The 25,923-nt window shown below is 75.1% G+C and carries 18 protein-coding genes; 14 read left to right on the top strand and 4 right to left on the bottom strand.

Translation table 11 applies throughout. The annotated features are described in order from the left end of the window. The first annotated feature begins 145 nt into the window (after positions 1–145). The 6 genes from EDD33_RS18390 (at position 146) to EDD33_RS18365 (ending at position 6,072) form a co-directional block, all read left to right on the top strand. A complete protein-coding gene (locus EDD33_RS18390; protein WP_123392494.1) occupies positions 146–421 on the top strand; it encodes an LPXTG cell wall anchor domain-containing protein in 276 nt (91 codons plus the stop codon). A gap of 120 nt (positions 422–541) precedes the next feature. Next, entirely contained in the window at positions 542–2,206 is a 1,665-nt protein-coding gene (locus EDD33_RS18385; RefSeq protein WP_123392493.1) for a DUF4012 domain-containing protein, read from the top strand. Positions 2,207–2,262: 56 nt separating this feature from the next. Beyond that, positions 2,263–3,531 (top strand): acyl-CoA dehydrogenase family protein, encoded by a 1,269-nt coding sequence (locus tag EDD33_RS18380; protein WP_123392492.1) that lies wholly within the window; start codon positions 2,263–2,265, stop codon positions 3,529–3,531. Further along, complete coding sequence (locus EDD33_RS18375) at positions 3,528–4,304, top strand: SDR family NAD(P)-dependent oxidoreductase (RefSeq protein WP_123392491.1); 777 nt, start codon at positions 3,528–3,530, stop codon at positions 4,302–4,304. Before EDD33_RS18380 ends, EDD33_RS18375 begins: the two co-directional genes overlap by 4 nt. Further along, positions 4,301–5,377 carry a phosphotransferase family protein gene (locus tag EDD33_RS18370; RefSeq protein WP_123392490.1) on the top strand — a complete coding sequence of 359 codons (1,077 nt, stop codon included), beginning with the start codon at positions 4,301–4,303 and terminating at the stop codon, positions 5,375–5,377. Before EDD33_RS18375 ends, EDD33_RS18370 begins: the two co-directional genes overlap by 4 nt. Positions 5,378–5,379: 2 nt before the next feature. Next, positions 5,380–6,072 (top strand): histidine phosphatase family protein, encoded by a 693-nt coding sequence (locus EDD33_RS18365; RefSeq protein WP_170169879.1) that lies wholly within the window; start codon positions 5,380–5,382, stop codon positions 6,070–6,072. A 298-nt stretch (positions 6,073–6,370) separates the two neighbouring features. Here the strand turns inward: EDD33_RS18365 and EDD33_RS18360 are convergent, their stop codons facing one another. Beyond that, positions 6,371–8,455, bottom strand: a complete 2,085-nt coding sequence (locus EDD33_RS18360) for an MMPL family transporter (protein ID WP_123392487.1) — start codon at positions 8,453–8,455, stop codon at positions 6,371–6,373. Between the two features lie 38 nt (positions 8,456–8,493). On the opposite strand from EDD33_RS18360, the gene EDD33_RS18355 reads away from it, so the two are divergent. Both EDD33_RS18355 and EDD33_RS18350 read left to right on the top strand, forming a co-directional pair. Next, positions 8,494–8,958: a MarR family winged helix-turn-helix transcriptional regulator gene (locus tag EDD33_RS18355; protein ID WP_211332597.1), complete on the top strand. Its 465-nt coding sequence runs from the start codon at positions 8,494–8,496 to the stop codon at positions 8,956–8,958. Between the two features lie 58 nt (positions 8,959–9,016). Continuing rightward, the gene (locus EDD33_RS18350) at positions 9,017–9,778 is read left to right on the top strand and encodes an SDR family oxidoreductase (RefSeq protein ID WP_211332596.1); all 762 of its coding nucleotides are present in this window, start codon (positions 9,017–9,019) and stop codon (positions 9,776–9,778) included. Positions 9,779–9,790: 12 nt separating this feature from the next. Here the strand turns inward: EDD33_RS18350 and EDD33_RS18345 are convergent, their stop codons facing one another. Together EDD33_RS18345 and EDD33_RS18340 are read right to left on the bottom strand one after the other, a co-directional pair. Then, positions 9,791–11,335: a PH domain-containing protein gene (locus EDD33_RS18345; RefSeq protein WP_123392484.1), complete on the bottom strand. Its 1,545-nt coding sequence runs from the start codon at positions 11,333–11,335 to the stop codon at positions 9,791–9,793. Then, positions 11,332–11,895 (bottom strand): PH domain-containing protein, encoded by a 564-nt coding sequence (locus EDD33_RS18340; protein WP_246003599.1) that lies wholly within the window; start codon positions 11,893–11,895, stop codon positions 11,332–11,334. Before EDD33_RS18340 ends, EDD33_RS18345 begins: the two co-directional genes overlap by 4 nt. 110 nt (positions 11,896–12,005) lie before the next feature. Here EDD33_RS18340 and recC point away from each other — a divergent pair, with 110 nt between their 5' ends. From recC to EDD33_RS18310, 6 genes are all read left to right on the top strand, one after another. Next, a complete protein-coding gene (gene recC, locus EDD33_RS18335; protein WP_123392483.1) occupies positions 12,006–15,311 on the top strand; it encodes an exodeoxyribonuclease V subunit gamma in 3,306 nt (1,101 codons plus the stop codon). Then, positions 15,308–18,697, top strand: a complete 3,390-nt coding sequence (locus tag EDD33_RS18330; protein WP_246003598.1) for a UvrD-helicase domain-containing protein — start codon at positions 15,308–15,310, stop codon at positions 18,695–18,697. Before recC ends, EDD33_RS18330 begins: the two co-directional genes overlap by 4 nt. Then, on the top strand, positions 18,694–20,511 hold the full coding sequence (recD, locus tag EDD33_RS18325; protein ID WP_123392481.1) for an exodeoxyribonuclease V subunit alpha: 1,818 nt from the start codon (positions 18,694–18,696) through the stop codon (positions 20,509–20,511). Before EDD33_RS18330 ends, recD begins: the two co-directional genes overlap by 4 nt. A 2-nt stretch (positions 20,512–20,513) precedes the next feature. Beyond that, positions 20,514–22,124 carry a choline-sulfatase gene (betC, locus tag EDD33_RS18320; protein ID WP_211332595.1) on the top strand — a complete coding sequence of 537 codons (1,611 nt, stop codon included), beginning with the start codon at positions 20,514–20,516 and terminating at the stop codon, positions 22,122–22,124. A gap of 68 nt (positions 22,125–22,192) precedes the next feature. After that, the gene (locus EDD33_RS18315; protein WP_123392480.1) at positions 22,193–23,254 is read left to right on the top strand and encodes a CE1758 family FMN-dependent luciferase-like monooxygenase; all 1,062 of its coding nucleotides are present in this window, start codon (positions 22,193–22,195) and stop codon (positions 23,252–23,254) included. After that, on the top strand, positions 23,251–23,940 hold the full coding sequence (locus EDD33_RS18310) for a CE1759 family FMN reductase (protein ID WP_123392479.1): 690 nt from the start codon (positions 23,251–23,253) through the stop codon (positions 23,938–23,940). Before EDD33_RS18315 ends, EDD33_RS18310 begins: the two co-directional genes overlap by 4 nt. 225 nt (positions 23,941–24,165) lie before the next feature. On the opposite strand, the gene treZ is transcribed toward EDD33_RS18310, so the two are convergent. Further along, positions 24,166–25,923 (bottom strand): malto-oligosyltrehalose trehalohydrolase, encoded by a 1,758-nt coding sequence (treZ, locus tag EDD33_RS18305; RefSeq protein WP_123392478.1) that lies wholly within the window; start codon positions 25,921–25,923, stop codon positions 24,166–24,168.

The following is a 25,923-nucleotide window of genomic DNA, read 5'->3' as shown; positions in this document are numbered from 1 at the left end:
TCGCGAGCGAGCCGGGAAGCATCTGGGCTAGACCGCAATCGGTCGTCGTCTCGTCACGGCATCCGTCGATGACAGCCGCACGGGGTTTCCGTGCCACGATGACGAGGCGATCTTGGATCCACGCACCCAACGGGGGAGTCACACCATGAAGAAGCTGCTTGCCGGTTCCGGCGTCGCGGTCGTCACCGCACTGTCCACCCTGACCCTGACGCCGGCGGCCCACGCCGCCGACGGCTACGGCGACGACCAGCCGAAGACCGACGTCCTGCCCAGCAGCGACGTGTCGGGCTCCGCGGCGCCCAGCACGGGCGTGCTGCCCTCGACGGGTGGCCCCGAGACGGGCCTGCTCCTCGGTGGCGCCGCACTCCTCGCGGTGGGCGGCACCGCCCTCGTCGTCGCGCGCCGCCGTCAGTCCGCCTGACCCACGCGCTTGAGCAGACGCTCCCGTCGGGATCCGCCGAGGCGGTCCCGAGGGGCACGTCGTGGTCGACGCATCGTCGTCGTCCTCGTCGTCCTCGGACTCGGGTTCCTCGCCTACCAGGTGGCGCGCACGGCCCTGGCGCTCCGTGAGGCCGAGAGCGCGGCCGGCCGGCTCCGCTCCGAGCTCGCCGCGGGGGACGAGGCCGCCACCCGTTCCGCCGGGTCGCGCCTGGCCGAGCAGGCCGACGTGGCCCGTCGCCACTCCGACGGGTGGGGCTTCGCCGCGCTCACCCACCTGCCGGTCGTCGGCGACGACGTCGATGCCGTGCGCCGGGTCGCCCGCAGCGTCGACGTGCTCGGCGCGGACGCGCTGCCGCCCGCCCTGGGCGTGCTGGAGACGGTGCGAGGAGGGGGGCTGCGGTCCGAGGACGGCGGCATCAGGCTCGACACGCTCGCCTCGGTGAGCGGCCCCGTGACGGAGGCGCACGACGCCTCGACCCGTGCCGACCGCGCGGTCGCCGGGGTCCGGAGCGACCGGCTCGTGGGTCCCCTGTCCGGACCCGTGGCCGACCTCCAGCAGCAGGTGCAGGAGCTGGACCGGTCGCTCGGTGCCGCCGAGAAGGCCGTCGAGCTGCTCCCGGCGATGCTGGGCGCCGGTGACCGCCGCGAGTACCTCCTGGTGGTGCAGAACAACGCCGAGATCCGCAGCACGGGGGGCCTTCCCGGGTCGCTGTCGGTGCTGCGGGCCGAGGACGGTCGCGTGGAGCTGGGCAAGCAGGGCAACGCCAGCCTCTTCGGCCTCTCCGCCGATCCCGTCGCGCGCCTCACGCCCGACGAGGTCGACCTCTACGGCCGCAACGTCGCGCTCGACCTGCGTGACACCAACCTGATCCCCGACTTCCCCCGGGCCGCGTCCCTGATGGCCCGCTTCGCCGAGCAGCGGGGGCAGCAGGTGGACGGGGTGGTGTCGGTCGACCCGGTCACCCTCGCCGAGGTGCTGCGCGCCACCGGACCGGTGGAGGCCGGTGGCGTGCGCCTGGACGCGGACAACGCACCGCGCCTGCTGCTCAACGAGCCCTACCAGCGGCTGCGCAGCAACGAGGAGCAGGACGCCTACTTCCAGGAGGTCAGCCGCGGCATCCTGGACGCGCTGCTCAGCGGCCAGGGCGACCAGCTGGAGCTGGTGCGGGTGCTCAGCCAGGCCGCGCAGCAGCGACGCTTCCTGGTGTGGAGCGACAGCGACGACGAGCAGCGCCGGATCGAGGACACCCCCATCGCGGCGGCACTGCCGCGCGACGAGGGCATCAGCCCGTCGGTGGGCCTCTACCTTAACGACTCGACCCGGGCGAAGATCCAGTACTACCTCCGCTACGACGCCGACATCCGTTCGCTCGGCTGCACGGCCGCCGGACGACAGCAGGTCGTCGCCGAGATGGAGCTGCGCTCGGACGTGCCGGACGACGTGGCCCGGCTCACCGAGTTCGTGACCGGTGACGGCACCTACGCGCGCAAGGGCGACGACGCGATGAACCTGCGCCTCTACGCCCCGACCGAGGGACGCCTCCAGGCGCTGACCGTCGACGGCGAGCCCGCCGGCATCAAGGTCGGTCAGGACGGGGACCGCCAGGTCTCGGTCCTCCCGCTGACGCTGCGGCCCGGTGAGTCGGTCCGGGTGCGCGCCCTGTTCGAGACCCGCCCCGGGCAGATCGGCGATCCCTCGTTGCAGTGGACGCCGAGCATGGAGTGGGGTCCGACCCGCGCCACGGCCCGCAACCTCTGCGGCTGAGGCCGCCCTCCGGCGACCCCCGGTGTGACGTCCGTCGCCCTCTGTAGGGTCGCGGCATGGACTTCTCACCCTCGGACCGGGCCGCCGAGCTGACGGAGCGGGTGAGGGCGTTCGTCACCGACCGCATCGAGCCGGTCGCCGCGGCGTACCACCGCGAGGTCAGCGCGCAGGCCGACCCGGCGCGGTGGCAGGAGTCGCCCCTCCTCGAGGAGCTGCGCGGGCAGGCTCGCGAGCAGGGCCTGTGGAACCTCTTCCTCCCGGCGGAGCACGGCGACGCGTGGGCGGAGGAGTACGGCACGGCCGGTGGTCGCGGCCTGACCAACGCCGACTACGCCCCGCTGGCCGAGCAGATGGGCCGGGTCTCCCACCTCGCGCCCTACGTCTTCAACTGCCACGCGCCCGACACGGGCAACATGGAGGTGCTGCTGCGCTACGGCTCCCCGGAGCAGCAGGAGCAGTGGTTGCGCCCGCTGCTCGACGGGCGGATCCGCTCCGGCTTCGCGATGACCGAGCCCGGGGTCGCCTCCTCCGACGCCACCAACATGGACGCCAGCGCGATCCTCGACGGCGACGAGGTCGTCGTGAACGGCCGCAAGTGGTGGACCAGCGGCGTGGGCCACCCCGACTGCCGGGTGCTGGTCTTCATGGGCCGCTCGGTGCCCGAGGACGACACCGACACCGACCGGCACCGCCGCCACACGATGGTGCTGGTGCCCCTCGACGCCCCCGGCGTGAAGGTCGAGCGGCTGCTGACCACGATGGGCGTCCAGGACGAGCCGGTCGGCCACGCCGAGGTCTCCTTCGACCAGGTCCGGGTGCCGCGCGAGAACGTCCTGCTCGGCGAGGGCCGCGCCTTCGAGATCGCCCAGGGTCGGCTCGGTCCCGGCCGGGTGCACCACTGCATGCGGCTGATCGGCCAGGCCGAGGTCGCGCTCGAGCTGGCGGTGCGCCGGGGACTGGCCCGGCAGGCGTTCGGCAAGCGGATCATCGACCTCGGTGGCAACCGCGAGCGCGTCGCCGAGGCGCGGATGGCCATCGACCAGGCCCGGCTGCTGGTCCAGCACGCCGCGTGGAAGCTCGACACCGCCGGCCCCGCGCACTCCCTCGGCGAGGTCAGCCAGATCAAGGTGGTCGTGCCGCGGATGGCGCAGGACGTCATCGACATGGCGATGCAGCTGCACGGCGGCGGCGGGCTCTCCGAGGACTTCCCGCTCGCCGGGATGTGGACCACCGCCCGGGCGCTGCGCCTGGCCGACGGCCCCGACGAGGTCCACCGCGGCGTGGTCGCCCGGCTCGAGCTGGCCAAGCACCGGGGCGCCCGATGAGCCGCGTCCTGGTCACCGGGGGGGCGGGCGGGCTGGGCGCCGCGCTGGCCGCGGCGTACCGCTCCCGCGGGGACGACGTGGTCGTCGCCGACGTGGCCGACGACCCGGGGACGGGTCCGTTCCTCCACCTCGACGTCCGCTCCGACGACGACTGGGCCGCGGCCCGGGCGTGGGTCGAGCAGGAGTGGGGCGGCCTCGACGTGCTGGTCAACAACGCCGGGGTCGCCGGTGGCGGTCGCCTCGACGTCGCCACGCTCGAGGAGTGGCAGTGGATCACCGAGGTCAACCTCTTCGGCGCGGTCCGCGGCACCCGCACCTTCACCCCGCTGATGAAGCAGCAGGGGTCCGGCCTGGTCGTCAACGTCGCCTCGCTCGCCGGGCTGGTGCACCCGGCCGGCATGGGTTCCTACAACGCCGTCAAGGCGGCCGTCGTGGCGCTGAGCGAGACCACCGGCCACGAGCTCGCGGAGTTCGGCGTGCGGTGCGCGGTCGTGTGCCCGTCGTACTTCCGGACCGGGCTGGTGGCCAGCCTCCGCGGCGCCGACCCGCTGCTGGAGCCGCTGATGCGCAAGCTGGTCGACCACGCCCCGCTGGGGGCCGACGACATAGCCGCCGAGGTCCTCGCGGGCCTCGACCGCGGCGAGGAGCTGGTCCTGCCCGACCCGGCGGCGCGGGCCGCCCACCAGCTCAAGCAGACCGACCGGACGGCGTACGACGAGACCATGCGGCGGCAGGCCTCGCGCCTGCACGCCATGGGACGGGAGCAGGGATGAGCGAGCAGGGGACCACGCTGGAGGGCGCCAGCCCGGTGCGCGAGGAGGATGCCTTCGACCTCGACGCCGTACGCCGCTGGCTGGCCGAGCAGGGCACCGAGCTGGGCCAGGAGGTGGAGGTGCAGCAGTTCGGCGGTGGCGCCTCCAACCTGACCTACTCGCTGCGCGACGGCCACCACGACCTGATCCTGCGCCGGCCCCCGGCCGGCCAGAAGGCCAAGGGCGCCCACGACATGACGCGCGAGCACCGCGTCCAGGAGGGACTGGCGGGGGTCTTCCCCCTGGTGCCCCGGATGATCGCGCTCTGCACGGACGAGTCCGTGATCGGCGCGGACTTCTACGTCATGGAGCGCGTCGACGGCGTCATCCCGCGGCGCGACTTCCCACCCGGCCTCGACCTCGACGAGGCGCAGGTGCGGCAGCTGTGCACCAACGCTCTCGACGTGCTGGTCGAGCTGCACGCCGTCGACGTCGACCAGACGCCGCTGGCGGCGATGAACAAGGGCGACGGCTACGTCGAGCGCCAGGTCTCGGGCTGGTCGCGCCGCTTCCGCGACGCCCGCACCGACGACGTGGGTGACTACGAGGAGGTGATGGGCTGGCTGGAGGAGCACCGCCCCGCCGACGTCGGGCACTGCCTGATCCACAACGACTTCCGCTTCGACAACCTGGTGCTGGACCGCGACGACCCCACCCGCGTGGTGGGCGTCCTCGACTGGGAGATGGCCACGGTCGGCGACCCGCTGATGGACCTCGGCGGCACGCTGGGCTACTGGGTGCAGGCCGACGACGACGACTTCTTCCTGCAGTTCCGGCGCCAGCCGACGACCGCGCCGGGGATGCTGACCCGCCAGGAGGTCGTCGACTACTACCTCGAGCGCACGGGCCGCACCCTGACGCCCGAGCAGTGGCGGTTCTACGAGGTCTTCGGGCTGTTCCGGCTCGGCGTCATCGCCCAGCAGATCTACTACCGCTACTTCCACGGCCAGACCACCAACGAGGTGTACGCCGGCTTCGGTCCCGCGGCGCGCTACCTCGAGCAGCGCTGCCGCGCGATCATCGCGGCCGGCTAGGCGTGGGCCAGCTGCTGCTCGTCCGCCACGGCCAGGCCTCCTGGGACGCCGACGACTACGACGTGCTCTCCCCGACCGGCTGGGACCAGGGCCGGGTCCTGGGCCGGGCGCTGGCCTCGCGCGGCGTCGTCCCCGACGTGGTGCTGCGCGGCTCGATGCGCCGCCACCGGGAGACGGCCGAGGCCGCCCTGGGTGAGCTCCCGGGTGCCCCCGCGGCCGCGGACGTCTCCGTCGACCCCGCGTGGGACGAGTTCGACCACGTCGCGGTGCTCGACGGCATGCCCCAGCCGGAGACGGGGCCGCCGGCCGAGGCCCCCACCGACAAGCGCGGCTACCAGGCGCTGCTCGAGACGGCGCTGGAGTCGTGGATGGACCCGGCGCACGCCGACCGCTACCCCGAGCCGTTCGCGGCCTTCACCGCGCGCGTCGGCGAGGTGCTGCGGCGTACGACGGAGGACGGCGCGCCGGGCACCACGGCCGTCGTCACCTCCGGTGGCGTGATCGCCTGGGTGACCGCGAGCCTGCTCGCCGACGGCGACCCCGAGGTCGCCACCCGGCTGTGGCGCAAGCTCAACGTCGTCTGCGTCAACTCCGGCCTGACCCGACTGGTGGTCGGCCGACGGGGCACGACGCTGGTCACCTTCAACGACCACGCACACCTCGACGGGCTGCCGGAGCTGACGACCTACCGCTGAGCCGCACGCGTGGCCGGGTGGGCCCTGCGGCAGGCCTCCGGGTCCGGGACGAGGAGCGGTCCCTGACCCGGCTCGCCGTCGACGGAGCGGACCTGGCGGTGAAAGCGCTGTCCACCCCGCACCCCACCCGTGACCGGCTGCCCCTGGGTGGGAGCCACGTCGAGCGCCCCCTCGGTCTCGGTCCAGGACCCTGCGGCGACGTGGCCGCAGGCCCGAGCCGCCTCCGACGGACTCGGGAGAGGGTGGCAGGTGCCACGGTCTCCCGAGCGTGCCTCGGCTCGGTCCCTGCCGAGCGCCCCTAGCTGCGCGAACCACTCGCGACGACGTCGTCGGCGCGCTGTGCCGCGTGGTCCGGACCGACCCTGCGCGGCCACCAGAAGCGGTCGCCCAGGAGCAGCGCGAGCGAGGGCACCAGCACGGTGCGGACCAGCAGCGTGTCGAGCAGCACGCCGATGCAGATCACCACGCCCAGCTGGGCGAGCACCACCAGCGGCAGCACGCCGAGCACCGCGAAGACCGCCGCCAGCAGCACGCCCGCGCTGGTGATGACGCCGCCGGTGGCGGCCAGCGCGCGCAGCATGCCCTCGCGGGGGCCGTGCAGCCGGGCCTCCTCGCGGGTCCGGGTGACCAGGAAGATGTTGTAGTCGACGCCTAGCGCGACCAGGAACAGGAACGCCAGCAGCGGCATCCCCTGGTCGATGCCGGAGAAGCCGAGCAGGCCGGAGAAGACCCACCAGCCGACGCCCAGCGCCGCGGCGTACGTCGCCAGGACGGTGAGCACGAGCAGCACCGGCGCGACCACCGCCCGCAGCAGGAGCAGCAGGGCGCCGAGCACGAGCAGCAGCACCAGCGGGAAGATCACCAGCCGGTCGCGCGCGGAGGCGTCGGCGAGGTCGACGGCCTCGGCCGTCGCGCCACCCACGTAGGTCGAGGGCTGGCCGGCGAGGGCCTCGCGCATCCGCTCCACCGTCGCCTCCGCGGCCTCGGAGTCGGGGGCGTCGGCGAGCACGACGCTCAGCTCGGTCCAGCCGTCGCCCTCGCCGCCCGGGGCCACCGACTGGACGCCCTCGAGGCCGTCGAGGGCGGACCGGGCCGCCCCGGGGTCGCGGGTGACGACGGTCGCGGGGTCGGAGCTGCCGGCGGGGAAGGACTCGGCCAGGCGTTCACCGGCCGAGATCGCCTCGGGGGTCTGCAGGAACTGCTCGACCGTGGGCAGTCCCAGCCGGGCGGCGCCGAGGCCGGAGGCGAGCACGGCGAGGACGACGACGGTGCCCACGGCGAAGAGCGCCGTACGCCGCGCCACCGCGTCGCCGACCCGGCGCCACAGCGAGTGGCCCTCGGCCAGCGAGGCGGTCCCCACGTGGGGCACCTTGGGCCAGAACACCCAGCGGCCGCACGCGACGAGCAGGCCGGGAAGCGCACCGAGCACGAACACGACGGCGACGACGATGCCCACCGCGCACGCGATGCCGAGGCCGCGCGTGGTCGGGACCAGGGACAGCGCCAGGCAGAGCACGCCCACCACGACGGTGGTGGCGCTGGCGAAGACCGCCTCGGCCGTACGCCGCAGCGCGAGCCGCATCGCCTCGTAGCGGTCCTCGTGGGAGCGCAGCTCGTCGCGGTAGCGGGAGATCAGCAGCAGCGCGTAGTTGGTGCCGGCGCCGAAGACGAGCACCGAGAGGATGCCGGTGGTCGACTCGTCCCAGGGGACGCCGAGCTCCTTGAGCGCCCGGGTCGCGAGGACGGCGGCGGTCTGGTCGGCGATGCCGACGACGCTCAGCGGGACCAGCCACAGCACCGGGCTGCGGTAGGTGATGACGAGCAGGATCGCGACCACGCCCGCGGTGGTGGCGAGCAGCCGGACGTCGGCGCCGTCGAAGACGGCGGCGAGGTCGGCCTGGATGCCGGCCGGGCCGGTGACCTGCGCCTCGACGCCGTCGGGCACGGCCGCGTCGAGGGCGTCGCGCAGCTCGCCGACGGCCGCGGCCGTGCCGGTCGCGTCGGTGGCGCGGACCGGCAGCACGCTGATGGCGGCGGTGCCGTCCTCGGCGGCGACCAGCGCCTGGGGTCCGTCGGGCACCTCGACCCGGTCGACGTCGAGGCCGGCGACGGCCTCGCGCAGCGCGTCGACCTGGGCGTCGTCGAGCTCGCCGTCGTCGTCGCGGGTGAACAGCGCGATCGCGGTCGAGCCCTCTTCCTGGGGCAGCGTGTCGCGCACCTGGGCGGCGCGGGTGCTGTCGGTGCCGGCGGGCAGGGCGTCGTCGACCGCGCTGTCGCGGGTCGCCTGGCCCAGGCCGGCGATGGTGAGGGCGCCGAGCACGAGCAGCAGCAGGCCGACGAGGAAGCTGGCGCGGTTCACGAGGAACCGACGGAGGGTGGCCACGGAGTAGGCTCCTGGTGTCTCGGTTGATGACTAACTAAGTGAGCAATCTAGTGAGTGAAGATAGCAGGTGGACAGACGCCTGGGAGCAGACCTCCTCGCTGCTGGCGCTGCGGGAGCTCACCCGGCTCTCCGAGCAGGTCGCCCCGGCGGTGGCCAACCGGGCCGGGCTGACGCACAACGAGCTGCGCACGCTGGAGCACCTGGTGGAGGGTCCGATGGGTCCCGGCGAGCTGAGCCGCGTGCTCGGCGTCAGCTCGGCCGCCTCGTCGGGCATCATCGACCGGCTCGAGGCCCGCGGGCACGCCCGGCGCGTCAGCCACGCCAGCGACGGTCGTCGTACGTCGGTGACGATCAGCGACTCCGGCCGCGCCGAGGTCGTCGGCCACCTGATGCCGATGTTCCGCCAGCTCGCCGAGCTCGACGCCGGCCTCACCGGCGCCGAGCGCGAGGTGGTCACGCGCTACCTGCGCGGTGCCTCGGCGGCGATGCGTCGGGTGACGTAGCCGACCGCGGGCGTGACCCGAGGCCGGGGTCGAGGTGTCGCCCGGCAGGATGAGCCGCATGGCACCCCACCGACAGACCATCCTGATCACCGGCGCGAGCAGTGGGCTCGGCGCCGAGATGGCCCGGCAGTTCGCCGCCAGGGGCCACGACCTGGCGCTGTGCGCGCGGCGTACCGACAAGCTCGACGCGCTGCGCGCCGAGATCGCCGCCTCCCACCCCGGGCGCCGCGTCGAGGTGCGGGCGCTGGACGTGACCGACGACGACCAGGTGTTCGCGGTGTTCCGGGCCTTCGCCGCGGACTTCGGCAGCATCGACCGCGTCGTGGTCAACGCCGGCCTGGGCAAGGGCGCGGCGCTGGGCACCGGCCGCTACGACGCCAACCGGGAGACCGCGATGACCAACTTCGTCGCCGCGCTCGCACAGTCCGAGGCGGCGATGGAGATCTTCCGCGCCCAGGGCCGCGGTCACTTCGTGATGGTGAGCTCGATGTCGGCGATGCGCGGGATGCCGAAGTCGATGACGACGTACGCCGCGACCAAGGCCGGTGCGGCGCACCTGGCCGAGGGGCTGCGCACCGAGCTGTACGGCACCGACATCAAGGTCAGCGTGATCTACCCCGGCTACATCTCCTCGGAGATGAACGACCAGGTCGACCCGAGCAAGGTGCGCGGGATGGTCTCCACCGAGGTGGGCGTGCGCGCGATGGTCGAGGCGATCGAGAAGGAGAAGGCCTCGGCGTGCGTGCCGCCGCTGCCGTGGGCGCCGATGGGCGTGGTGATGCGGCACGCACCGCTGCCCGTGCTCAAGCGGCTCATCTGACCCGGGGCGGAGTCAGGCGGCCAGGAACGGCGTGAGCAGCCCCGGGGTCGCCGCGTCGGCCAGGGCGACGGCGAGGTCGGCGGGCACGTCGAGCACCTCCAGCGACTGGCCGCCGGCGGCCGTGGTCGCGACCAGCGTGGCCAGCCCGGCGCGGCGCTGGAACCAGGTCTGCCGGAGGTTCCAGCCGATGATGCCGCCGGTGTGCAGCGCGACGTGGCGACCGCTGACGGTGCCCCAGCGCACCACGAGGTGGTCCTCCACCAGGGCGTGCCCGAGCCGGCGGTAGCGGTCGGTACCGAGCGCGACGCCGAGCGGCAGCAGCACCACCACGGCCGTCACCGCGGGCCACCACGGCAGCCGGTCGAGCGCGGCCGCCACCACGAGGGCGGCGGTCGGCACGGCGGCGCCCACGACCGCGCGCAGCAGCCGCCGGCGGCGGGCGGCCGGGCCGTGGGGGCGCAGCGGCGCCTCGAGGCCGCGGTGGCCCAGGACCCGCGCGGCGGTCGCCAGCGCGACCGCGCGCGGCGCCGCGGGGGCCACGGTCGCGGTGCCGCCGGAGAGCACCGACCCGCCCGCGAGGAGGGCCTCGGTGCCGGCGGCGCCGGTGAGCCGCAGCCCGATCGGCTCGGTCAGGCGGGCGCCGCGCACGCGCGCGATCTCGACGCTGGTCTCCGAGGTGGTGGTGAGGCCGCGGCGCACCTGCAGCGAGCGGCCCTGCCGGTCCCGCGTGAGGGTGAAGCCCCAGTTGGTGACGAGGTAGCCCAGCACCCCCGACACCGCGGTCAGCACCAGGAACACGAGCAGTCCGACGCCCACCAGGGGCAGCACGCGTACGTCGCCCAGCCGCTCGTCGAGCCCGAGGTCGGTCACCGGGTCGATGCCCAGCGCGTCCATCCCCTGGGAGCCGATCGCCGCGACGGCGCTGGCGATGACCGCCCCCGAGGCCGTCAGCGGCGCGAACCGGGCCCAGCGCGGGTCGAAGCGCAGCAGCACCTCGTCGGGCTCGGCCGCCGGGGTCGGGGGCACGGGCACGTCGGCGGCAGCGTCCCCGGCCGGGGGAGCGGCGACCGCGGCGGGCTGGTCCGGGACGGCCTCGGAGCGGTGGAGCAGCAGCGCGCGCAGCTCACGCGCCTCCGAGGCCGCGAGCCCGTCGAGCGCGAAGCCGTCGTCACCGGTCACCGCGGCGCTGCCGGTGCTGATCCTGACCTGGGTGAGGCCGAGCAGCCGGTGGATCAGGGGCGCCGTGACCTCGACCGAGCGGACCCGGTCGAGCCGCGCGCTGAGCGTGGTGCGCTGCACCAGGCCGCGACGCAGCTCGAGCTGGTCGGGGGTGATCCGGAACCGGGTGGAGAAGTAGGTCGCGACGCCCAGCAGGATCGGCACCACGACGCCGGCGGCCTGCCACCAGGTCCCTCGCGACCCGCCCACGACGAGCAGGCCGACCAGGACCGGCAGGAACCGCAGCACCTGCTGCACGGGGTGCACCAGCAGCATCTTGGTGTCGAGGCGGCGCCAGGGCTGCTCGGGGACCGGGCCCGGCACCGGCGGCTCGGTCACGTCGCGTCGCCCGCCTCGGCGGTGGTGCGCCGCGTCAGCTCGGCCACCAGCCGGTCCGCGGTGGCCGACTCGATCCCCTCGATCTTCACCGGCCCGGCGGCCGAGGCGGTCGTGACGGTGACGGTGGCCAGCCCGAGGAGCCGGGCGAAGGCGCCCTGCTCGACGTCGACGGTCTGCACCTTGGCCATGGGCGCGATCCGGCGCTCCAGGGAGAGCCAGCCCGACTGCGTGTAGACGGCCGAGTCGGTGCTCTCCCAGCGGTGCACCCGGTAGCGCACGAGCGGCGAGACCACGACGCCGACGACGACGTTGACGCCCAGTAGGGCCCAGACCCACCAGGCCAGGTCGAACCAGTCGAACCACCGCACGACCAGGAGCGCCGCCAGCACCAGCAGGTCGCCGAACAGCGAGCCCAGTGCCCACATCACCGGCGCGCGGGAGGAGACACGGTGGCGCGGGGGACGCAGCCGCAGGACGGGGGCGTCGCCGGACACCGACCCGGCGTCGGTGGTGGCGTCCGGGGCGGCGAAGGGATCCTCGGCAGGCTCCGTCGTGCTCACGCGACCAGCCTGTCAGACACGGCCCCGGCCCTGTCGGTGGCGAGGACTAGGGTCGCCCCGTCCCGGTCTCGGTCCCGTGCCAGACCCGTCCCCGACCCCCAGGTCCGCCCGTGCCCCTGCTCCTCCACCGCGCGCCGCGGGCCGACGCGCTCGCCGACGGCCTGGCCGCCCTGCTGGCCGAGCCGCCCGAGGACCCGTTCGCTCCCGAGCTGGTGATCGTCCCGGCGCGGGGCGTCGAGCGGTGGCTCAGCCAGCGGCTCTCCCACCGGGTCGGCGCCGCCCCAGGACGCGAGGACGGCCTGTGCGCCGGCGTCGAGCTGCGCTCGCCCGCCGGCCTGGTCGGCGAGGTGCTCGGCACCACCGACGACGACCCGTGGTCGCCCGACGCACTCGTCTGGCCGCTGCTCCAGGTCGTCGACGAGGCCGCCGGCGAGCCCTGGTGCCAGGCGCTGAGCCTGCACCTCGGCCACGAGCACGAGGGCGAGGAGCGCGAGCTGCGGCGCGGCCGTCGCTACGCCACCGCGAGGCGGCTCGCGCGCCACCTCGCGGCGTACGCCGTGCAGCGCCCGTCGCTGCTCGCCGACTGGGAGGCCGGCCGCGACACCGACGGTGCCGGGGGAGTGCTCGATCCCGACCTCACCTGGCAGCCCGAGCTGTGGCGACGGCTGGTCGCCCGGGTGGGGGCGCCGTCGCCGGTGGTGCGGCACCGACAGGTCTGCGACGCGCTGGGCTCGGGTGAGCTGGACCCCGACCTGCCGACCCGGATCTCGCTCTTCGGCCACACCCGGCTGCCGGTCACCGAGGTGCGGCTGCTGGCGGCGCTGGGCGAGCGCCGCGAGGTCCACCTCTGGCTGCCGCACCCCTCGCCGGCGTCGTGGGCGGCCCTCACCGACCTCGCCGGGTCGGTGGCCCGCGAGGACGACCCCGCCCGGCGCCGGGTGCGCCACCCGCTGCTCGCCTCGCTCGGCCGCGACCTGCGCGAGCTGCAGCGCTCGGTGCAGGACGTGACCCCCCTCGACGTCACCCCCGCGGCCCCCGACCCGGCGGGGCCCGAGGACACCACGCTGCTCGGCTGGCTGCAGGCCGACCTGGCCGCCGACCGGTCCCCCGACGAGGCCGCCCGCGGCCGGGTGCTGCGCGAGGACGACCGCAGCGTGCAGGTGCACGCCTGTCACGGTCCGGCCCGCCAGGTCGAGGTGCTCCGCGAGGTGCTGCTCGGGCTGCTCGCCGACGACCCGACCCTGGAGCCCCGCGACGTCGTGGTGATGTGCCCCGACATCGAGGCCTACGCCCCGCTCGTCTCCGCCGCCTTCGGGATGGGCGAGATCGGCGCCCACCCCGGCCACCGGCTGCGCGTCCGGCTGGCCGACCGGTCGCTGACGCAGACCAACCCGCTGCTCGCGGTGGTGGAGCGACTGCTCGACCTGGCCGGCGGCCGGGCCGAGGCCAGCGTGGTGCTGGACCTGCTCGCGACCGAGCCCGTGCGCCGCCGCTTCGGGCTCACCGAGAGCGACCTGGAGACCCTGACCGACTGGGTCGAGAAGGCCGGGGTCCGCTGGGCCTTCGACGGCGAGCACCGCCGCGACTTCGGCCTCGAGCGGTTCGTGCAGAACACCTGGCGCTTCGGGCTCGACCGGGTGCTGACCGGCGTGGCGGTGAGCGACGACGCCGACCGCTACTTCGGCGCCACGCTGCCCCTGGACGACGTCGGCTCCACCAGCATCGACCTCGCCGGCCGGCTGGCCGAGACCCTCGACCGGGTGCAGCGCCTGGCCGGGGCGCTCACCGGCAGCCACCCGGTCGACCACTGGCTGACCACGATCGGTCGCGCGGTCGAGGAGCTCACGCTCGTGCCCCGGGGCGAGGAGTGGCAGACCGCGCAGGTCCACCGCGAGCTCGCCCAGGTGCTCGACGCCAGCGCCCGGTCCTGGACCGGCGACCTCGAGCTGCGGCTGCCCGACGTGCGCTCGCTGATGGCCGAGCGGCTGGCCGGGCGCCCCACCCGCGCCAACTTCCGCACCGGCACCCTCACCGTCGCCACCATGGTGCCGATGCGCTCGGTCCCCCACCGGGTGGTGTGCCTGCTCGGGCTCGACGACGGCTCGTTCCCCCGCGTCGGGGCGGTCGACGGCGACGACGTGCTCGCCCGGCGACCGCTCACCGGGGAGCGCGACGTCCGCAGCGAGGACCGCCAGCTGATGCTCGACGCCGTGGTCGCGGCCACCGAGCACCTCGTCGTGACCTACACCGGTGCCCACGAGACGACCGGCGCCCCCCGTCCTCCCGCGGTGCCGCTCGGGGAGCTGCTCGACGCGGTGGAGCTCACCGTCGCGGGTGGGCGCGACCACGTGCTGCGCTCCCACCCGCTGCAGGCCTTCGACCAGGACAACCTGGTGCCGCCGCGACCGTTCTCCTTCGACGCCGCCGCCCTCGCCGGGGCCCGCGCCGCGGCCCGGACGCGGGAGGCGCCGCCCACCCTGGCCGGGGCGGTGCTGCCGCGTCCGGGGGGTGACGTCGAGCTCGCCGAGCTGTCGGCCTTCCTGCGCCACCCGGTCCGCCACTTCCTGCGACGGCGGCTCGAGGTGGCCCTGCCCGACGAGGGCGAGGAGGTCACCGACGGGCTGCCCGTCGACCTCGACGGGCTGCAGCAGTGGCAGGTGGGGGAGCGGCTGCTGGCCGACCTCCTGCTGGGCCGCACCCCGGGGCAGGCCCGCGACCGCGAGTGGCGCCGGGGCGTGCTGCCGCCCGGGCGCCTCGGCTGGGACCTCGCCAAGCGGCTGGCCGACCAGGCGCTCCCGGTCGCCGAGCTGGTCGACTCCGTCACCCAGGGCCAGCGGGCGACCGCACGCGACGTCGACGTCGACCTGGGCGACGGCCGCCGGCTGCGCGGCACGGTCACCGGGATCCACGGCACCCGGGTGGTGCGCCACAGCTACTCCCGGCTCGGTCCGCGGCACTACCTCGACGCCTGGGTCCCGCTGCTGGCGCTGTGCGCCGACAGCCCCGGCCGCGGCTGGACCGCGGGCTCGGTGGGGCGGGGTCGCTTCCGCAGCCAACCGACCGCCCGGGCCGCCTTCGCCCCCGTCGAGGAGGCGACCGTCCGGCTGCGCGAGCTGGTCGCGATCTACGACGCGGGCACCGCCGCGCCGCTGCCGCTGCCGCTCAAGACCGGCCACGCCTGGGCCGCCAACCCGCGCGCGGCGCGACCCAAGGCGGAGGCCGAGTGGTCGCGGGCGCGGTTCGGACCGGAGTGCGAGGACGAGGCCCACGTCCGGGTCTGGGGCGCCGACGCCCCGCTCTCGAGGCTGCTCGAGCAGCGCCCGCTGCCGGGCGAGGAGCGCGAGGGACAGACCACGCGGCTCGGCGCCCTCGCCACCACGCTGTGGCGACCCGTCCTCGACCGGGCGCGGTCGTGAGCACCCCGACCGCCGGTGCGCCGGTGCGCCCCGTGCCCGCGCCCTTCGACCCGCTGGGCGAGCTGCCGACCGGCACCGCGCTGCTCGAGGCCAGCGCCGGCACCGGCAAGACGTGGGCCGTGGGGGCCCTGGTCACCCGCTACGTCGCCGAGGGTCGCGCCCGGCTCGACGAGCTGCTCGTCATCACCTTCGGCCGCGCCGCCAGCCAGGAGCTGCGCGAGCGGGTGCGCGAGCAGCTCGTGGCCGCGGAGCGGGCGCTCGCCGACCCCGTGGCGGCCCGCGACGCCGGCGGCCTGACCGGGCTGCTCGCCGGTGCCGGGCACGACGAGGTGGCCCTGCGACGCGAGCGGCTGCGCCAGGCCCTGGCCGACTTCGACGGCGCCACCATCGCCACCACCCACCAGTTCTGCCAGCAGGTGCTGCGCTCCCTCGGCGTCGCCGGCGACACCGACACCGGCGCCGAGCTGGTGGAGCAGCTCGACGACCTCGTGGTCGAGGTGGTCGACGACCTCTTCCTGGCCCGCTACGGCGACCTCGCCACGCCCCCCTTCACCCGCGAGGTGGCGCTCGGGGTCGCCCGGGTCGCGACGGGGGACCCGCAGTCGCTGCTCGTCGCCGAGGGGGCCGAGGGGTCGCCGGCGGTGGAGCGACGCGACTTCGGCGAGGCGGTCCGCGCCGAGCTGGAGCGCCGCAAGCGACGCCGCGGCGTCCTGTCCTACGACGACCTGCTCTCCCGCCTCCGCGACGCGCTGCGCCACCCCGACTCCCCCGCCCGGGCCCGGATGCAGCACCGCTGGCACACCGTGCTGGTCGACGAGTTCCAGGACACCGACCCCGTGCAGTGGCAGGTGCTCGACCTCGCCTTCGGCGGCGCGGCCACGATGGTCCTGATCGGCGATCCCAAGCAGGCGATCTACGCCTTCCGCGGCGGCGACGTCGCGACCTACCTCGACGCCGCCGGCACCGCGGTCGAGCACCGCACGCTGGCCACCAACTGGCGCAGCGACGCCCCCCTGGTCGACGCGCTGCAGGCGCTGCTGGGCGGTGCCGAGCTCGGCGACCCGCGCATCGCCGTGCACCCGGTGGCGGCCCACCACGCCACGTCCCGGCTCACCGGGGCCCCGCGTCCGGCGCCGCTGCGGCTCCGGGTGGTCGACGGCCCGTCCGGCGAGAGCGGCGCGGGCACGCTCTCGGTCGACGCCGCCCGGCGTCACGTCGCCACCGACCTCGCCGACGACGTCGCGGCCCTGCTCGGCTCCGGGGCGCGCCACGACGGCGAGCCGCTGCAGCCCGAGCACCTCGCGGTGCTGGTCTACAGCCTGCGCCACGTCGAGCTGTTCCAGCGGGCGCTGGCGGCCAAGGGCGTCGCCTCGGTCGTGCACGGCGGCAGCAGCGTGCTGCTGACCGAGGCCGGTCGCGAGTGGCTGACCCTGCTCGAGGCGCTGGAGCAGCCGCACCGCGCCGCGCGGGTCCGGTCGGTCGCGCTCGGCCCCTTCGTCGGCCTGACGCCGGCCGCCCTCGACGCAGGCGGGGAGGACGTCACCGACGAGGTCGGCGAGCGGGTGCGTCGCTGGCTCGACCTGGTGCGCGCCCGCGGCATCGCCGCGGTGCACGAGGCCGTGGTGGCCGACGGCCTCGCCGAGCGGGTCCTGGCCCGGCCCGACGGCGAGCGGCTGCTCACCGACCTGCACCACCTCGGGCAGGTGCTCCACGACGAGGCCCACCGCGAGGGTCTCGGCGTCACCGGCCTGCTGGAGTGGTTGCGCGGCGAGCGGCGGGCCGCGGTCGGCAGCAACGCCCGCACCCGGCGTCTGGACACCGACGCCCGGGCGGTCCAGCTCGTCACCATCCACGCCAGCAAGGGCCTGCAGTACCCCGTCGTCTACCTCCCCCTGGCCTTCAACAAGTGGGTGCCCGACGACGAGGTCCCGCTGTTCCACGACGCCCAGGGCCACCGCACCCGCGACGTCGGCGGCACCCGCGACGGCCGCTCGGTGCGCCGCCACCGCGAGGAGCAGGCCGGCGAGGAGCTGCGGCTGACCTACGTCGCGCTCACCCGGGCCCAGAGCCAGGTGGTCGCCTGGTGGGCGCCCACCCGTGACAGCGTCAACGCCGGCTGGTCGCGGCTGCTGCTCGGGCGCACGCCCGGCAGCCCCACGGTCGCGACCCGGCTCGACGCCGTGCCGGGCCCCCGCGAGGCGCGCCAGGCCTTCGAGCGCTGGGAGCAGGCCGGTGCCCTGGCCGTCGAGGACTCCGTGCCCACGGGGACGCCGGCGCTGCCGCCCGGCGAGGGCACCCCCCGTCTCGACGTACGCCGGTTCGACCGGACCGTCGACACCGACTGGCGCCGCACCTCCTACTCCGGCCTGATCCGTGCCGAGCAGCAGCCCGCGACGCCGGGCACCGACGGCGCCACCACCGAGACCGAGCCCGAGCTGGCCGGCACGACCGACGAGCGCGACGGAGCCGAGGACGACCTGCCCGCCACCCCGGCGGTGACCCGTGAGGACGCCGACGACGTGCCCTCGCCGATGGACGGCCTGCCCGCCGGCGCGACGCTGGGCTCGCTGGTCCACGGCGTCCTGGAGCACGCCGACCCGGCCGCCCCCGACCTGCTCGCCGAGCTGGAGCTGCGGGTCGAGCAGGAGCGCCGCTGGTGGGCGGTCGAGACGCCCACCCCCGAGCTGGCGCGGGCGCTGCTGCCCTCGCAGCACACCCCCCTCGGGCCGCTGGTCGGCGACCGCACCCTGGCCGACATCGGGCTGCGCGACCGGCTGCGCGAGCTCGACTTCGAGATCCCGCTCGCCGGTGGCGACCGCCCCGGGGCCCAGGTGCCGCTGGCGGCGATGGCCGACGTGCTCCGCCGCCACCTCCCCACCGACGACCCGATGCGGCCCTACGCCGAGCGGCTCGAGGCACCCGGGCTCGGCGACCAGCTGCTGCGCGGCTACCTCAGCGGCTCGATCGACGTGGTGCTGCGGGTCGGGGCGGGGGCCGAGCAGCGCTTCGTGGTGGTCGACTACAAGACCAACCGGCTCGGCGAGCCGGGAGCGCCGATCACCGCGCTCGACTACGCCCCGGCCGCGCTCGACGCCGCGATGCTGCACTCCCACTACCCGCTCCAGGCGCTGCTCTACTCCGTGGTGCTGCACCGCTACCTGCGCTGGCGGCTGCCCGGCTACGACCCCGAGGTCCACCTCGGCGGCGTGCTCTACCTCTACCTGCGCGGCCTCTGCGGACCGGAGACCCCCCGCGTCGACGGCGTGCCCTGCGGCGTCTTCAGCTGGCGGCCGCCGGCCGCGCTGGTCGTCGAGCTGTCCGAGCTGCTCGACGGGCGACCGGCCCCGGGGCCGGCCCCGAGCCCCGTCGAGGGGGATCTGCGATGACCACCGCCACCACGGGTCCCTGGACCGACCCGGGCGACCGGCGCCGGGTGCTCGGAGCCACCGGCCTGCTGGCGCGCTTCAACCACCCCGAGGTGCTCGCCGCCGCAGACGTCCACGTCGCCCAGCGGCTGGGGTCGCTGGCGCAGGAGACCGACGACGAGGTGCTGCTCGCCGTCGCGCTCGCCGTGCGGGCCGTGCGCACCGGCTCGGTGTGCCTCGACCTCGCGACCATCGGCGCGCTGCCCCTGGAGGACGACGTCGTGCTGCCGTGGCCCGAGCCGACGGCATGGACCGCGGCGGTGGCGAGCAGCGCCCTGGTCGCCCAGCAGCTGCTGCGACTCGACGGGACCCGCCTCTACCTCGACCGCTACTGGCGCGAGGAGGGCCAGGTCTGCGACGACCTCGTCGCCCGGGTCCGCCGCGATCCGCCCGAGGTCGACGTCGCGCTCCTCGAGGCCGGGCTCGAGCGGGTCTTCCCGGGCGAGGGGTACGCCGAGCAGCGCGACGCCGCCCGCGGTGCCGCCGTCCGCTGGACCACCGTGCTCACCGGCGGCCCCGGCACCGGCAAGACCACCACCGTGGCCGGTCTGCTGACCCTGGTCGCCGAGCAGCACGAGCTGCTGACCGGCCGGCCGCCCCGGATGGCGCTCAGCGCCCCGACCGGCAAGGCGGCCGCCCGGCTGCAGGAGGCCGTGCAGGAGGCGACCGAGCGGCTCGCGCCGGCCGACCAGCAGCGACTGGGCGTGCTGCAGGCCTCCACCCTCCACCGGCTGCTCGGCTGGCGGCCCGACAGCCGGGTGCGCTTCCGCCACCACCGCGGCAACCGGCTGCCCCACGACGTCGTGGTGGTCGACGAGACCTCGATGGTCTCGCTGACGATGATGGCCCGGCTGCTCGAGGCGATGCGGCCCGACGCCCGGCTGGTGCTCGTGGGCGACCCCGACCAGCTGGCCTCGGTGGAGGCCGGGGCCGTGCTGGCCGACCTGGTGGCGGGCCTGGAGGACGGTGCGGACTCCCCGGTGGCCGCGCTGCGACGCACGCACCGCTTCGGGGCCCGCATCGGTGCCCTCGCCGACGCGCTGCGCACCGGCGACGCCGACGCCGCGCTCGCCCAGCTGCGCGCCGGGGGCGGCGAGGTCGAGCTGGTCGACGCCGCCGACGAGGCGGCGATGACGCGGTTCCGCGACGAGGTGGCCGACGTCGCCGTCGAGCTGCGGCGCACGGGCGAGGCGGGCGACCGCACCGGAGCGCTCGCGGCGCTCGGCGGCCACCGCCTGCTGTGCGCCCACCGCGAGGGCCCCTACGGCGTCGGTGGCTGGAACCGGCTGGTCGAGCGGCTGGTCGCGGAGCGCACCGGCGTCACCCACTACGACGAGTGGTACGCCGGCCGCCCGATCCTGGTGACCGCCAACGACTACGACCAGCTGCTCAACAACGGCGACATGGGGGCCACCGTCCGCGACGCCGACGGCCGACTGCGCGTGGTGGTCCAGGTCGGTGGCGCCACCCGCGAGCTGGCCACCAGCCGGCTGGCGGGGGTGGAGACCGTGCACGCGATGACGGTGCACAAGTCGCAGGGGTCCCAGGCCCGGGTGGTGAGCGTGGTGCTGCCCGACGAGCAGTCCCGGCTGCTCACCCGCGAGCTGTTCTACACCGCCGTGACGCGGGCCCAGGAGCGGGTGCGCGTGGTCGGCACCGAGGCCGCGGTGCGGGCCGCGGTCTCGCGCGAGGTGCAGCGCGCCAGCGGCCTGCGCGAACGGCTGCGTGGCGCGCTGGCGGAGCCCCCGGGTGGGGGTGTCACACTCCAGGAGTGACCGTGAAGCCTCCCGCGGAGCGACCCAACATCCTGGTCGTGATGTTCGACCAGGTCCCCCCCGACGCCCTCGGGTGCTACGGCAACGCGGCCGCGCGGACGCCCACCATCGACCGGCTCGCGCGCGAGGGCGTGGTCTTCGACGCGGCGTACTCCAACAGCCCGCTGTGCACCCCCGCGCGCTACTGCATGATGACCGGCCAGCTGCCCTCGGCGACCCGCGGCTACGACAACGCGGCCTACCTCGCGACCACCGTGCCGACCTTCGCCCACCTCGCGCGCTCGGCGGGCTACCGCACCGTGCTCGACGGCAAGATGCACTTCGTCGGCCCCGACCAGCTGCACGGGTTCGAGGAGCGGCGCACCACCGACATCTACCCCGCCGACTTCGGCTGGACCCCCGACTGGCTCCAGCCCGACGAGCGCGTCGACTGGTGGATGCACAACATGGACGCCGTCACCCAGGCCGGCGTCGCCGAGGTCACCAACCAGCTGCTCTTCGACGACGAGGTCGGCCACCAGGGCGTGCGGGCGCTGCAGGAGCTGGCCCGTGACGACGACGAGCGGCCCTGGATGCTGGTGGTCTCCTTCACCCACCCCCACGACCCCTACGTCACCCGCTCGCAGTACTGGGACCGGTTCGAGGGCGTCGACATCCCGCTGCCCCGCATCCGCGAGGGCGAGGTGCCGCTCGACCCGCACACCGCCCGGCTGCGTCACGTGAGCGCGATGGACGAGGTCGAGATCACCGAGCGCGACGTACGCCGGGCCCGGCGGGCCTACTACGGCAACGTGTCCTACCTCGACGACTGGACCGCCCGGCTGCTCTCGACCATGAAGGGCCTCGGGGTCGACGACGACACCGTGGTGATGGTCGTGGCCGACCACGGCGACATGCTCGGCGAGCGCGGGCTCTGGTACAAGATGAACTTCTTCGAGGGCGCGGCCCGGATCCCCCTGGTGATCCACAGCCCCTCCCGGTTCGCGCCCAAGCGGGTGGCCGCGCCCGTCTCGCTCGTCGACGTGCTGCCCACGCTGACCGAGCTGGTCGGCGAGGGCGTGCCGACGCTGGTCGACCCGATGCCCGGCCACTCGCTGCTCGGCCTGTGCCGCGACCCCGGCGCCCCGGACGAGCGGCCCGACGTCGAGCCGGTGCCGCGCGAGGTGGTCGGCGAGTACATGGGCGAGGGCGCGATCGCGCCGATCGTGATGATCCGGCGCGGCACCTGGAAGTTCGTGCACTCGCCGGTCGACCCCGACCAGCTCTACGACCTCGCCGACGACCCCGACGAGCGGGTCAACCTGGCCGAGGACCCGGCGTACGCCGCCCGCGTGCGCCAGCTGCGCACCGAGGTCGCGGCCCGATGGGACCTCGACCGGCTCAACGCCGACGTGCTCGCCGACCAGGCCCGGCGGCGGCTGATCTGGCACGCGCTGCGCCAGGGCACGGTGACGCCGTGGGAGTACGACCCGCCGTACGACGGCCGGCAGCTCTACATGCGCAACCACCTCGACCTCAACGAGGTGGAGCGCAGTGCGCGCTTCCCGCGACCGACCGAGGTGCCCGACCGGTTCCTCGACCCCGACGTCGTGGAGCCCCAGCGCCCGGCCTGACGCGCGCGTGGAATACGGTGACGTGTCACGTAGTTGAGCCAGCAACTACCAGCGCACCGGAGGCACCCATGGAGTTCGGCATCTTCACCGTCGGCGACGTCACCACCGACCCCACGACGGGCCGGACCCCGACCGAGCACGAGCGGATCAAGGCCACCGTCGAGATCGCCCGCAAGGCCGAGGAGGTCGGGCTCGACGTCGTCGCGGTCGGCCAGCACCACAACCCGCCCTTCGTCGCGAGCTCGCCCACGACGACCATGGCCTACATCGGGGCGCAGACCGAGCGGATCAAGCTCTCGACCAGCACCACGCTGATCACCACCACCGACCCGGTGCGCATCGCCGAGGACTACGCCACGCTGCAGCACCTGCTCGACGGCCGGATGGACCTCATGCTCGGCCGCGGCAACACCGGCCCGGTCTACCCCTGGTTCGGCAAGGACATCCGCGAGGGCATCCCGCTGGCGATCGAGAACTACGCGCTGCTCCACCGCCTGTGGCGCGAGGAGAACGTCGACTGGCAGGGCAGGTTCCGCACGCCGCTGCAGGGCTTCACCGCGACGCCGCGGCCGCTCGACGGCGAGGCGCCGTTCGTCTGGCACGGCTCGATCCGCAGCCCCGAGATCGCCGAGCAGGCGGCCTACTACGGCGACGGGTTCTTCTCCAACCACATCTTCTGGCCCGCCTCGCACACCGCGCGGATGGTCGAGTTCTACCGCCAGCGCTTCGAGCACCACGGCCACGGCCGCGCCGAGGACGCCGTCGTCGGGCTCGGTGGCCAGGTCTACCTCGGCCGCACCCACGAGCAGGCCGTGAACGAGTTCCGGCCCTACTTCGACAACGCGCCCGTCTACGGCCACGGTCCCTCGCTCGAGGACTTCACCCGGCAGACCCCGCTGACCGTCGGCACCCCGGCCGAGGTCGTCGAGCGCACCCTGTCGTTCCGGGAGTACGCCGGCGACTACCAGCGCCAGCTCTTCCTGATCGACCACGCCGGGGTGCCGCTGAGCACGGTCCTGCACCAGCTCGACCTGCTCGGCGAGGTCGTGGCCTCGCTGCGCAACGAGCTCGGCCTGGCCGCCGTCCCGACGCAGACCCCGGCCGCCTCGGCCTCGGGGAGCGCGGCATGAGCGACCCGATCCCGTTCCGTCGGACCTCGCCGGGTGCGCCCGGCGGGGTCGGCCGGGCGGTCGACGTACGCCGGGTCGTGGTCGTCTCGGCCGGGCTGTCCGACCCCTCCTCGACCAAGCTGCTCGCCGACCTGCTCGCCGAGGCGACCACCCGGGTCGCCACCGAGCGGGGCGCCGTCGTCGAGGTCCAGCACGTCGAGCTGCGGGCCCTGGCCCACGGCCTCACCGACGCGCTGCTGACCGGCTTCGCCAGCGGCGAGGTCGCGGCGGCGCAGGCCCAGGTCGCGGCGGCCGACGCCGTCGTGGCGGTGACGCCGGTGTTCAGCGCGTCCTACAGCGGCCTGTTCAAGACCTTCTTCGACGTCCTGGAGCGGGGCACCCTGGACGGGGTGCCGGTCCTGGTCGCGGCCACGGCGGGCACGGCCCGCCACAGCCTCGTGCTCGACCACGCGCTGCGGCCGCTGTTCTCCTACCTGCACGCGGTGGTGCTGCCCACGGGTGTCTTCGCGGCGAGCGAGGACTGGGCCGGCGGTGGCGCCGACAGCGCCCTGCGGACCCGCATCGACCGTGCGGCCGGAGAGCTCGTCGACCGGCTCGCCGGCACCCGGGCACCGGCCGAGCGGCTCGACCAGTTCGACCGCGACGTCGCCGCGATGGGCTCGTTCGAGGACCTGCTCGGCGGCTGAGCCGCAGCGCCGCCCCACTCCCACCCGATCGCGGCGTACGCCGCCACCACCGGCCCGTCGGCGGGTCACGCCCCACCGCACCTGCACGGATGCGTACCCAAGGCCCACGGTGTCCGCGATGTCCGGTCACGGATCCGGACGAACCGGGCGCACCCCGAGGTTGGGTACGCATCCGTGCAGCGGGCCCGGCCGGGCCGTGCGCCGTCCCGGGGAGTCCGCGGCCGCTCACGCGACCCGGAGCAGCACCCCACCGTGAGCGGGGACGTCGACCCGGTCGGGGTGCACCGTGACGCCGGAGGGGGTGGCGAAGAGCTGCTCGGCGGGGCCGTCGAGGGCGACGGAGGTCGGGGACGAGCCGAAGTTGACGACCATGAGGGTGTCGCCGCGGCGCAGCGTGAAGACCCGCGACTCCTCGTCGGCCGTGCACGCGACCGACCCGAAGGAGGGGTCGGTCAGGGCCGGGACCTCGCGGCGCAGTCGGCCGAGCTCGCGGTAGGCCTCCAGCACGACCGCGTGCCGACCGCCGGCGAGCTCGGACCAGTCGAGCCGGGAGCGTTCGTAGGTCGCCGGGTCCTGCGGGTCGGGCACCTCCTGCTCGCCCCAGCCGTGGCTGGCGAACTCCGCCCGGCGACCGGTGCGGACCGCCTCGGCGAGCTCGGGCTCGGGGTGGGAGGTGAAGAACTGAAACGGCGTCGAGGCCGCCCACTCCTCGCCCTGGAAGAGCATCGGCGTGAACGGGCCGGCGAGCGTCAGCAGCGCCGCGCAGACCAACTGGTCGTCGTCGAGGGTGGCCGCGAGCCGGTCGCCGACGGCGCGGTTGCCGATCTGGTCGTGGTTCTGGTTGGCCACGACGAGGCGCCAGGTCGGCATCGCGGCGGTGTCGACGGGGCGGCCGTGGCGGGCGCCGCGGAAGCTCGACCAGGTGCCGTCGTGCAGGAAGCCGCGCTCGCACACCTTGGCCAGCGCCGACAGCGGGGCGAAGTCGCCGTAGTAGCCGCTCGTCTCCCCGGTCAGCGCCACGTGCACCGCGTGGTGGAAGTCGTCGCTCCACTGGGCGTGGATGCCACGCCCGCCGGCCTCGCGCGGGGTGACCATCCGGGTGTCGTTGAGGTCGCTCTCGGCGATCAGCGTCAGCGGGCGGCGCAGGTGGGCCGACAACGCGTCGACCTCGGTCGCGAGCTCCTCGAGCAGGTGGGTGATCGAGGTGTCGGCCAGCGCGTGCACGGCGTCGAGCCGGAGCGCGTCGACGTGGAGGTCCTCGAGCCACATCCGCGCGTTGTCGATCACGTAGCGGCGCACCTCGGCCGAGCCCTCGCCGTCGAGGTTGAGCGAGGAGCCCCAGCTGTTCTGCCCGGTGGCGTGCAGGTAGGGCCCGAAGACGGGCAGGTAGTTCCCCGACGGACCGAGGTGGTTGTAGACGACGTCCTGGACCACGCCGAGGCCGTGGGCGTGGCAGGCGTCGACGAAGCGCTGGTAGGCCGCGGGCCCGCCGTAGGGCTCGTGGACGGCGTACCAGAGGACGCCGTCGTAGCCCCAGTTGTGGGTGCCGTTGACCGCGTTGACGGGCAGCAGCTCGACCAGGTCGACGCCGAGGTCGACGAGGTGCGGGAGGTGCTCGATCGCTGCGTCGAGGGTGCCCTCGGGGGTGAAGGTGCCGAGGTGGAGCTCGTAGACGACCGACCCGGCGAGCTGACGGCCGGTCCACGCCTGGTCGGTCCACGCGAAGGCGGCGGCGTCGAAGGTGCGCGAGCGGGCGTGCACGCCCTCGGGCTGCCAGCGCGAGCGCGGGTCCGGCTTGGGCGTCTCGGCGTCGTCGACGAGGTAGCCGTAGTCGACGACCGTCGCGGTGGGCGCCGCCTCGGGCGTCCACCAGCCGTCGTCGCCCTGCCGCATGGCCAGCACCTGCTCGGCCCCGTCGACCACGACGGAGAGCCGCACCCGCCGGGCGTCGGGCGCCCACACGTCGAAGCGGTCACGCACCAT

The sequence above is a fragment of the Nocardioides aurantiacus genome (genome assembly GCF_003752505.1).
Lineage (GTDB): Bacteria > Actinomycetota > Actinomycetes > Propionibacteriales > Nocardioidaceae > Marmoricola > Marmoricola aurantiacus.
This window is presented reverse-complemented; position numbering and strand designations above follow the sequence as displayed.

Coding starts and splice junctions, on each gene's coding strand:
- EDD33_RS18390 (WP_123392494.1), top strand. CDS start 146: ATGAAGAAGCTGCTTGCCGGTTCCGGCGTCGCGGTCGTCACCGCACTG.
- EDD33_RS18380 (WP_123392492.1), top strand. CDS start 2,263: ATGGACTTCTCACCCTCGGACCGGGCCGCCGAGCTGACGGAGCGGGTG.
- EDD33_RS18375 (WP_123392491.1), top strand. CDS start 3,528: ATGAGCCGCGTCCTGGTCACCGGGGGGGCGGGCGGGCTGGGCGCCGCG.
- EDD33_RS18370 (WP_123392490.1), top strand. CDS start 4,301: ATGAGCGAGCAGGGGACCACGCTGGAGGGCGCCAGCCCGGTGCGCGAG.
- EDD33_RS18350 (WP_211332596.1), top strand. CDS start 9,017: ATGGCACCCCACCGACAGACCATCCTGATCACCGGCGCGAGCAGTGGG.
- recD (WP_123392481.1), top strand. CDS start 18,694: ATGACCACCGCCACCACGGGTCCCTGGACCGACCCGGGCGACCGGCGC.
- EDD33_RS18315 (WP_123392480.1), top strand. CDS start 22,193: ATGGAGTTCGGCATCTTCACCGTCGGCGACGTCACCACCGACCCCACG.
- EDD33_RS18310 (WP_123392479.1), top strand. CDS start 23,251: ATGAGCGACCCGATCCCGTTCCGTCGGACCTCGCCGGGTGCGCCCGGC.
- treZ (WP_123392478.1), bottom strand. CDS start 25,923: ATGGTGCGTGACCGCTTCGACGTGTGGGCGCCCGACGCCCGGCGGGTG.